The sequence below is a fragment of the Candidatus Nanoarchaeia archaeon genome, from assembly GCA_035290625.1.
Lineage (GTDB): Archaea > Nanobdellota > Nanobdellia > Woesearchaeales > DATDTY01 > DATDTY01.
Genome location: DATDTY010000012.1, coordinates 1 through 2,530, shown reverse-complemented (window position 1 = coordinate 2,530; position 2,530 = coordinate 1). Strand labels below are relative to the sequence as shown.

Sequence of the window (2,530 nt, the reverse complement as noted above, 5' to 3'; positions counted from 1 at the left end):
AATACTAACACGGGCTATTTTCCTCGCTTGATAGGTTGTCCAGCCATCATTCTTGCGCCTTATGGTCTCCATAAGCTTCCCTCTGGTGAGTTTCATGCTCCAATGTAACTCACCGTAGGGAAATAGTTTCGGGATAAGACATTACATAGAAAATCAAAACATTTATATTTGGGAAAACTTGAAGTCCATGCATGGATGCAATGAAGCTCAGGCCAGGAAGAAATGCCCCGCATGAGCTGAATGTGATTGTTGAAGTGCCTGCGGGCTCCCAGAACAAGTATGAGTATGACAAGAAGAACAAGATCATCAAGCTTGATAGGGTTCTGTTTTCTCCTTTCCACTATCCGGGAGACTACGGCTTTATCCCAAGGACAAAAGCAGAGGATAATGATCCTTTAGATGCCCTTGTCCTGGTGACCTTTCCAACCTACCCGGGAGTTCTGATTGAGGCAAGGCCTATAGGAATCCTCCACATGATTGACTCAGGCAGCAAGGACGACAAGATTTTGTGCGTTCCTGTCTATGATACAAGGTTTGCGATGATCAAGGACATCAGGGATGTCCAGCCTCATGTCTTGGCTGAGATTGCCCATTTCTTTGAGGTCTACAAGCATCTGGAGAAGAAGAAGGTTTCAGTGCAGGGTTGGGAAGGAGTAAACAAGGCGAAGAGCGTTGTTCTGCGGGCTGTCAAGAGATTTAAAAGATAGGGGTTATATAGTTTCTTCTTTATAGTAGATACAGTATAGAAATCTATAAAAAGGGAGGGAGAGTACACCTCAGCATGAGGGGGATGGACAAGCCAAAGATTCTAGTGACTCTTGGAAGCCCGAGTGATGCAAAACCTGAAAGGGAGCTGCTTTCTCAGCTGGAGCAGATTATAGACCGATGCATTGTAAATGACGATTTGATTGACCTTAACGTAGCAATCGCCTCTGCTGACCGAGTTCCTGAACTTGTCAGAGAGACTGTAGAGCATGCAGTTGGAGGGTATTGGGATGCGATTGTTGCATGTGCAGGCTTAGCCAATGTTCTCGCTTCTGCATACAAAAATCTGGTATGCCCGACAAGAAAAGACGGGATTGACTACATCCTCTCAGAGTCGCCCCATGTGCATACCCTCGTCTATGCAGTGCCTCTCTCCGACAAGAACACAGGCGGAGTTGCCTCGTTTCTTTCAACTGTAGAGAAAGCTCCTGGTTATCCTATCCCAACCGTAGGAGTAGATCAATTGGGAAACGCTCTCAACTTAGCTCTTTCAAGCCTTCGAAGGGAGAGAGTTACCTTAGTTAATACTGGCAATCCTGAGAAAGAAGGATACCTATCTGAGATAAAGAGAGAGCTCGAATCCTTTGACGTACCATACGGAATTGCAGGCTACCATACCTTGGCAGAATCTCCGCCAAAAGCCTCAATTATGATCTACCCGGGTGTAGATGAAGGGCTTCTTGAGATGGATAGGCAGCAAGCTTGTGTGCTGGCAAGTTGCCATAAGCCGTATGATGAAAAAACGCTTGCTGAATGGTTTGAGATTACAAAGCAGACAAAACACACAGCCTATACGGCAACAATGAATCCCAGAAACATTGCGCAAATCGCTGCAGAGATCATAGGAATAAAGAATAATGATGTGTCTCATAGGGTCTTGGAAAGTCTTCACAAAGGAAGGACGAAGTATGATCCTTTCTTAAACCTTATCTCGATACCGATTACAAAAGAAAAGATGCTTGAGCCAGTATATGAAAGATTGAAGGAGGCGGTATAGGATGGGAAAAGCTAAGGATGTTAACATTTACAGGCCAGCGTATGAGAATAAAGCAGGCGGAGGGGAATTTACATTTACTGATCGTTATAGTATTTTTGATTATGGAACGATGCCAGATAAGCTTCCCAATAAAGGCAGGTCGCTGGCAGTGATGAGCCAGTATAATTTTGAAGAGTGCGATAAAAGAGGGATAAGGCATCATAGTCTGGGGCTGGATTGTGGTGGTGGGGGGCTTGGGCCTCTTGGCAGCATTCCAGACAAGAGTAATGGATCTGGTAGCATGGTGTTTAATGCAGCGGTTGTGTATACCCCTGTTGAAAGAAGGATCATTGGAGATAAGGACACGCCACAGACTACCTATGATTATTCGTTTTTTGAGACCAATAGAGGAAACATCAATAATTATTTGCTGCCTCTTGAGGTTATCTTCCGGAACGGGCTTCCAAGAGGAAGTTCTGTGTTCAAGAGGATTGCAGAAGCCAAAGCGATAGCGAATCCACAAGAAAATGAGGCTGCTCTGCAAAAGATTTACCAGAAGATTGGAGTTACAAAAGAGCCAAAGCCGGGAGATATGCTGCCAAAGCCAATCATAGGGTATACCACAAAGTGGGAGGCCGGCGACCGACATTTAAGCGATGAGGAAGCATTGCGCATTTCCGGGCTGAGAGAAGAGGACTTTGAAAAGATCGGTCCATTCGCATTATCTGTGGATAATCTTATCACCCAACGCGCAGAGGAAGTTGGACTTGGCCCCCATTGGGATGGAAA

General features: G+C 45.3%; 3 protein-coding genes. All 3 read left to right on the top strand.

The genetic code is table 11. The annotated features are described in order from the left end of the window. Positions 1 to 191 precede the first annotated feature (191 nt). Complete coding sequence (locus VJB08_00740) at positions 192 to 707, top strand: inorganic diphosphatase (GenBank protein ID HLD42498.1); 516 nt, start codon at positions 192 to 194, stop codon at positions 705 to 707. 74 nt (positions 708 to 781) lie between these two features. Next, the gene (locus VJB08_00735) at positions 782 to 1,762 is read left to right on the top strand and encodes a hypothetical protein (protein ID HLD42497.1); all 981 of its coding nucleotides are present in this window, start codon (positions 782 to 784) and stop codon (positions 1,760 to 1,762) included. Position 1,763: 1 nt separating this feature from the next. Continuing rightward, positions 1,764 to 2,530 (top strand): phosphoribosylaminoimidazolesuccinocarboxamide synthase (locus VJB08_00730; GenBank protein HLD42496.1); only part of this gene is annotated, 767 nt, incomplete at its 3' end.

What these genes read in the sequence shown, in the direction of transcription:
- VJB08_00740 (HLD42498.1), top strand. Translation starts at nt 192, where the DNA reads ATGGATGCAATGAAGCTCAGGCCAGGAAGAAATGCCCCGCATGAGCTG.
- VJB08_00735 (HLD42497.1), top strand. Translation starts at nt 782, where the DNA reads ATGAGGGGGATGGACAAGCCAAAGATTCTAGTGACTCTTGGAAGCCCG.